The organism is Modestobacter sp. DSM 44400 (genome assembly GCF_900107175.1).
GTDB lineage: Bacteria > Actinomycetota > Actinomycetes > Mycobacteriales > Geodermatophilaceae > Modestobacter.
In genome coordinates this window covers 64,891-71,241 of sequence record NZ_FNOZ01000023.1, presented here as the reverse complement: position 1 = coordinate 71,241, position 6,351 = coordinate 64,891, and the positions used below count along the sequence as shown (strand labels likewise).

Here is a 6,351-nt window from a genome sequence, read left to right as displayed (position 1 = left end):
CGACACCGGCGCGTTCCGGCTGCTGGCGGACAAGGCGTACTCCCATCCCAGTACGCGGGCGCACCTGCGGGCGAAGAAGATCGCTCACACGATTCCCGAACGCAGCGACCAGATCGCACGCCGCAAGGCCAAGGGCTCGGCCGGTGGGCGACCACCGGCCTGCGATGCCGAGCTCTACAAGGACCGCAACACCGTCGAACGCGGGTTCGGCCGGCTCAAGCAGTGGCGCGCTATCGCCACCCGCTACGACAAATACGCCACCACCTACCTCGGCGGTGTCCTCCTCGGCTGCATGATCATCCATCACCGCGTCCGCAGTTAGCAGACACGCTCTAGCCGCGCGGCGTCCCCCGGCTAGAAGCTGACGAAGCACTTCCTCTATCTGACGTTCTCCGGTTCCAACGTCGCAAGGGGTGGTGGGCCCTCCCTGCCGCGCGCGCGACGAGGTGGGGTACTTAGCGGCACCTGGCGATCCACTGGTGCGACGTCCACCACCTGGCCACTCCCAGGGGCCCGCGGCGAGCTTGCGAGTCGTGGGGAGGGGGTGGTCCTTCCGCACACCAAGGTCCACCACGGCTTCTCAGCCGTTCGCAACGACACCGCCCCACCGGGCAGTCGATGGCGCACCTACCGACCCGACGGCGCCGAGATCCACATCGGCCCACCCCTGCCCGTCTGACGCGCACCCGGCCGCAAGGGCGTGCCGTCGGGGGCTGCGCCGGGGTGTCCGCACCGCCGTGCCGGTGGTACGGCCGGCAACCGGTGGGACGCCCGGGACGCATCCGCCCCGGCGGTCGGTGCGGCGGAACGGCGACGGTCCGGAACCGCCCTACGGTCGGGTCGACCCACCACCCACCGGGCTCGCGGTGAAGATCGAGAACTCGGTCGACGCCCGCCCGCAGACCGGCCTCGCCGCCGCGGACATGGTCTGGGAGGAGGTCGTGGAAGGCGGCATCACCCGCTACGTCGCCGTCTACCACTCCAACCTCCCGCCGGAGATCGGGCCGATCCGCTCCATCCGGCCGATGGACCCGGCCATCGCGGCGCCGCTGCAAGGCCTGTTCGCCTTCTCCGGCGGCCAGCGGGCCTTCGTCGACGGCGTCGCGGCTGCCGGGCTGCAGGTGATCAGCAACGACGCCGGCAACGCCGGCTTCTACCGCACCAGCAGCCGGAGGGCCCCCCACAATGTCTACGCCGACCCGCAGGGATTCCTCGCCCAGGCCGACCCCGCCCACCTTGCCGCGGCCCCGCAGTTGGACATCGCGCCCGCGGGCGAGCAACTGACCGCGGGCACGCCGGCCGGCTCGGTGCAGCTGACCCTCTCGCCGTTCAGCCACCCGCAGTGGAGCTGGAGCCAGCCCGACGGCCGGTGGCTGCGCGCCGAGGGCGCCACCCCCGCCGTCGGCGCGGACGGCGGCCGGCTCGGCGCCACCAACGTCGTCGTGCTGCGGGTCGACATGGTCGACACCGGCACCAAGGACCCGGCCGGCAACCCGGTGCCCGAGACCGTGCTGGTCGGGACGGGGGAGGCGCTGGTCGCCACCGGCGGCCACACACTCCCCGCCACCTGGTCCAAGGCCGCCGTCGCCGACCGCCTGATCCTCACCGGACCGGACGGGATGCCCGTCCGGCTCGCCGCCGGCACCACCTGGGTCGAGCTGGTTCCCAACCGGACCGGCGCCGTCACGGTCGGCTGAGCCGCGGCTGCTCAGCCCGCAGCGGCGTCCCGGTCCAGGGCCCGCACCGCCAGCTCGGCGTGCAGCAGCACCCCGTCCGACAGCACCTCGTCGCTGAATTGCGCGCGCGGGCTGTGGTTGTTCGGCGAGGCGGTGTAGTCCTCGTCCGGCGACGCGCCGAGGAACAGGTAGCAGCCCGGCACCTCCTCCAGGACCCGGGAGAAGTCCTCCGACCCCGACTGCGGGAACACCTTAGGCGCGTACCGCTCGTCCCCGAACACCTCGGCAGCCACGGAAGCGGCGAAGGCGGCGTGTTCGGCGTCGTTGACCGTGACCGGGTACTCGTCGAGGTACTGCGCGTCGACCTCCAGGCCGTAGCCGGCGGCCACCGACTCGCACAGCCGCACCGACTCCGCCCGCATCCGGTCGCGGGCCTCCGCCGAGAACGACCGGACGGTCGCCTGGAAGGTCGCCTCGTCCGGGATGATGTTGCGCTTGGTGCCGGCGTGGAAGGAACCCACCGTCACGACCACCGGGTCGAAGACGTCGAACCGGCGGGTCACCAGCGTCTGCAGGTCGCCGACCAGTTGCGCGGCGACCACGATCGGGTCCTTCGCCAGGTGCGGCGCGGACCCGTGCCCACCGGACCCGCGCACGGTCACCCGGAGCTCGTCACTGGCGGCCATCAGCGTGCCCGGCCGGGTGGTGAACTGCCCACGGGGGCTCATCGCCGACATCACGTGCATGCCGTAGGCCGACGACACCCTCGCCCCGGCGGCATCCAGCACACCCTCGTCCAGCATGCGACCGGCGCCGTCCCAGCCCTCCTCGCCCGGCTGGAACATGAACACCACGTCCCCGGCCAGCTCGGCACGGTGGGCGTGCAGCAGCCGCGCCGCCCCTACCAGCATCGCGGTGTGCAGGTCGTGGCCGCAGGCGTGCATCGCGCCGTCCACCTCGCTGGTGAAGTCCAGCCCCGTCTCCTCCTGCACCGGCAGCGCGTCCATGTCCCCGCGCAGCAGCACCGCCGGCCCGGGGCGCCCGCCGCGCAGCACCGCGGTCACCGACGTCAGCGCCGTGCCGGTCGACACCTCCAGACCCAGGCCGTCCAGCGCCCCGATCACGGTCTCCTGCGTCCACGGCAGCTGCAGCCCCACCTCCGGATGGCGGTGCAGTTGATGCCGCAGCTCCACCAGCTCGTCCTGCATGGCGCGGGCGTCCTCGCGCAGTGCCTCTGACCGGGTCATGTGCCCTCCTCCAGCTCGATGGTCCGGACGTTAGGAGAGCCGCACGTTCTCCGGGAGGATTTGCAGGCATCAGTCATGAGAGGTTCTGCGAATGCAGCAATCGGTTGCGCTGGATGAAGATGACCTGGCTCTGGTCGAGGCGTTGCAGCGCGACCCCCGGGCGCCCTGGACCTCGGTCGCCGAGGTGGTGGGCACCAACGCCGTCACCGCGTCCCGGCGCTGGGAGCGGCTGCGTGCCACCGGCGGGGCCTGGGTGACCGGCGCCCCCGGGCCGGGGTCCCACCACGCGCAGGTGCTGGCCTACGTCGACGTCACCTGCCTGCCCAGTGAGAAGACCCGGGTCGCGCAGGAGCTCGCCGGCGATGCGCACGCCGTGTCCGTCGACATCACCGCCGGGGGGCGCGACCTGCTGCTGACCGTGGCCGCTGTCGACCTGGCCACGCTCGGGCGCTACCTGCTCGAGCGGCTGGACCGCGTGCCCGGCGTCACCGGGACCCGTGCCCGGATCGCCACCCGGCTCTACGCCGAGGGCAGCACCTGGCGACTGGGTGTGCTGCCCTCGACCGGCGCCGGGGTCTCCTCGCTGCCGGCCATCCGCCGCGCTGTTCTGGATGAGGTGGACCGGGACCTGATGTCGGCGCTGGGCACGGACGGCCGTGCCTCTTATGCCGCTCTGGCGCAGGCGACCGGGATCAGCCAGCCCACCGCACGACGCCGGGTCGACCGGCTGATCACCTCCGGCGCCGTCCTGTTGCGCACCGATGTGGCCGCGCCGCTTGCCGGCCTGCCGGTCATGGTCGTGCTCTCGGGTGACGCGCCGGCCGGCCGGCTGGACGATGCCGCCGCCCGGCTGGGCCGGCTGCGTCAAGTGCGCCTGTCCGCCACCCTCGCCGGCACGCCCAGCCTGCTCGTGGTCGCCTGGCTCTCCTCGCTGGAGGAGGTGCACCGCTTCGAGCGCGACCTGGTCCACGCGGTTCCCGACGTCGACGTCGTCGACCGGCTGGTGGTGCTCCGGGCGGTCAAGCGGATGGGCCATCTGCTCGACTCCGAGGGCCGCGCCACCGGCGCCGTCCCGATGGACGTGTGGCGCGACCCGGTGCCGTCGGAGGACGAGCGGCCGGCAACGGTGGACCGTCCGGCGGAGTGAGCTGCGCCACTCTGAGGACAGCGGGTGACGGAATGAGCGCAGAGCGTCATTTATGACCGAAGTTACGGAGACGTCACCCATCGCCCGCCGTTATGCCTTAGCTTTCAGCAACCGATCGGTCGAGGAGGCGCTGTTCGTGAGCAGTCCCGTTCTCTCCATCCGGGGGCTGACGACGGAATTCGTCACCCCGGCCGGAGTCGTGAAGGCCGTGAGCGACGTCAGCTGGGACCTCCACCCCGGCGAGACGCTGGGGGTGGTCGGCGAGTCGGGATCCGGCAAGAGCGTCACGGCGATGTCGATCCTCCGGCTGATCCAGAGCCCACCGGGCCGGATCGTCGCCGGGGAGATCCTCTTCGAGGGCCGGGACCTGCTGAAGATGCCGGCCAAGGAACTGCGGCAGCTGCGTGGCAGCGAGATCGGGATGATCTTCCAGGACCCGATGACCAGCCTGAACCCGGTACTGGCGGTCGGGCAGCAGATCGCCGAGGCCCTCCGCCTGCACGACCGCCGGATGAGCCGCGACAAGGCCCGCGCGCGGGCGATCGAACTGCTCACGATGGTCGGCGTCCCCAACCCCGAGGGCCGCTTCGACCAGTACCCGCACGAGCACTCCGGCGGGATGCGCCAGCGCGCGATGATCGCGATGGCCATTGCCAACGACCCCAAGGTCCTCATCGCCGACGAGCCGACCACCGCGCTGGACGTGACGATCCAGGCCCAGGTGCTCGACGTGCTGCGGACGGCGTCGGAACGGACGAACGCCGCCACGATCCTGATCACCCACGACCTCGGTGTGATCGCCGAGCACGCCGACCGCGTGATCGTCATGTACGGCGGCAAGGTGGTCGAGGTCGCCGACGTCTTCTCGATCTTCTCCGCCCCACGCCACCCCTACACACTCGGGCTGATGAGCAGCCTGCCCCGGCTGGACGTCGACCTCCAGCGCCTCGACCCGATCCCCGGGGCGCCGCCCAACCCCATCAACCTCCCGACGGGCTGCTCCTTCCACCCGCGGTGCCGGGTCTCCAAGGGCCGCGACCTCTGCCGCACGCAGGTGCCGCCGCTGTACGACATCGGCGGCGGGCAGCAGGCCGCCTGCCACTTCTCCGAGGAGGTCCCCGCCGAGATGGCTGTGGTGTCCCGCGAGATGGGCGCACGGCTGGGGAGCGCCGGCGCATGAGCTCCCTCGACGCCCGCCCCTCCGACGCTGACCGGCCGGACCTGCACGACCGCGCACCGCACGGTGCCGAGATCCTGCGTGTGGAGGACCTCAAGACGCACTTCCCCGTCCGTGGCGGGGTGACCCGGCGGCAGGTCGGGATGGTGTACGCGGTCGACGGCGTGAGCTTCACGCTCTCCGCCGGGGAGACCCTCGGCCTGGTGGGGGAGTCCGGTTGCGGCAAGACCACCACCGGGCGCACCCTGGTCAAGCTCCTGGAGCCGACGGCCGGCTCGGTCTGGTTCAAGGGCACCGACATCACCGGCTTCAATCGCGCGCAGATGAAGGCCGTCCGCCGGGAGATGCAGTTCGTCTTCCAGGACCCCTACACCTCGCTCAACCCGCGGATGACCGTGCGCGCGATCGTCAGCGAGGCCCTGCAGATCCACCGCCTGGCCTCCGGCAGCGAGCTGCGCGACCGGGTCGACGAGCTGCTGGAGTCCGTCGGGCTCAGCACCGAGCAGGCCACCCGCTATCCGCACGAGTTCTCCGGCGGGCAGCGCCAGCGCATCGGCATCGCCCGGGCCCTGGCACTGGACCCGCAGGTGCTGGTCCTCGACGAACCCGTCTCGGCGCTGGACGTGTCCATCCAGGCCCAGGTGGTCAACCTGCTCCAGGAACTGCAGAGCCGGCTGGGTCTGGCGTTCGTCTTCATCGCCCACGACCTGTCGGTGGTCCGGCACATCTCGGCGCGGGTCGCGGTCATGTACCTGGGCAAGATCGTGGAGATCGGGGACCGGGCGGACATCTACGCCCGCCCCACCCATCCCTACACCCAGGCGCTGCTGTCGGCGGTGCCGATCCCGGACCCGGTCAAGCGGGGAACCCGGGAACGGATCATCCTCACCGGCGACGTGCCCAGCCCGGCCAACCCGCCCTCGGGCTGCAATTTCCGCACGCGCTGCCCCAAAGCCCAGCCGATCTGCGCGGAGGAGGAGCCCGAGCTCATCGACCGTTTCGGGCATGGCCATCCCAGCGCCTGCCACTTCGCCGAGGTCCGGCCGGTGGTCGCATGAGAGTGCGCGAGCCCCGGCGCCCTGTCCCGTCGTCGTCCCCGACCCT

6 protein-coding genes are annotated in these 6,351 nt (G+C 71.8%); 5 read left to right on the top strand and 1 reads right to left on the bottom strand.

Translation table 11 applies throughout. From position 1 onward, the window contains the following. Positions 1-322: transposase (locus tag BLW04_RS15030; protein ID WP_139306795.1), on the top strand; the 322-nt coding region annotated here is incomplete at its 5' end. Positions 323-866: 544 nt separating this feature from the next. After that, entirely contained in the window at positions 867-1,697 is an 831-nt protein-coding gene (locus BLW04_RS15025) for a DUF3048 domain-containing protein (RefSeq protein ID WP_254781587.1), read from the top strand. An 11-nt stretch (positions 1,698-1,708) separates the two neighbouring features. Here the strand turns inward: BLW04_RS15025 and BLW04_RS15020 are convergent, their stop codons facing one another. Continuing rightward, the gene (locus BLW04_RS15020) at positions 1,709-2,923 is read right to left on the bottom strand and encodes a M20 metallopeptidase family protein (RefSeq protein WP_091542837.1); all 1,215 of its coding nucleotides are present in this window, start codon (positions 2,921-2,923) and stop codon (positions 1,709-1,711) included. Positions 2,924-3,014: 91 nt separating this feature from the next. Between BLW04_RS15020 and BLW04_RS15015 the strand changes: the two genes are divergently transcribed. From BLW04_RS15015 to BLW04_RS15005, 3 genes are all read left to right on the top strand, one after another. Beyond that, positions 3,015-4,070: an Lrp/AsnC family transcriptional regulator gene (locus BLW04_RS15015; RefSeq protein ID WP_091542835.1), complete on the top strand. Its 1,056-nt coding sequence runs from the start codon at positions 3,015-3,017 to the stop codon at positions 4,068-4,070. 136 nt (positions 4,071-4,206) lie between these two features. Beyond that, positions 4,207-5,250, top strand: coding sequence for an ABC transporter ATP-binding protein (locus BLW04_RS15010; protein WP_254781585.1), 1,044 nt, complete (start codon positions 4,207-4,209; stop codon positions 5,248-5,250). Beyond that, positions 5,247-6,305 carry an ABC transporter ATP-binding protein gene (locus BLW04_RS15005; protein WP_091542829.1) on the top strand — a complete coding sequence of 353 codons (1,059 nt, stop codon included), beginning with the start codon at positions 5,247-5,249 and terminating at the stop codon, positions 6,303-6,305. Before BLW04_RS15010 ends, BLW04_RS15005 begins: the two co-directional genes overlap by 4 nt. The last annotated feature ends 46 nt before the right edge of the window (positions 6,306-6,351 follow it).

Bases quoted from the DNA above. Each gene is read 5' to 3' on its own strand.
- BLW04_RS15005 (WP_091542829.1), top strand. From the start codon at position 5,247: ATGAGCTCCCTCGACGCCCGCCCCTCCGACGCTGACCGGCCGGACCTG.
- BLW04_RS15015 (WP_091542835.1), top strand. From the start codon at position 3,015: ATGCAGCAATCGGTTGCGCTGGATGAAGATGACCTGGCTCTGGTCGAG.
- BLW04_RS15020 (WP_091542837.1), bottom strand. From the start codon at position 2,923: ATGACCCGGTCAGAGGCACTGCGCGAGGACGCCCGCGCCATGCAGGAC.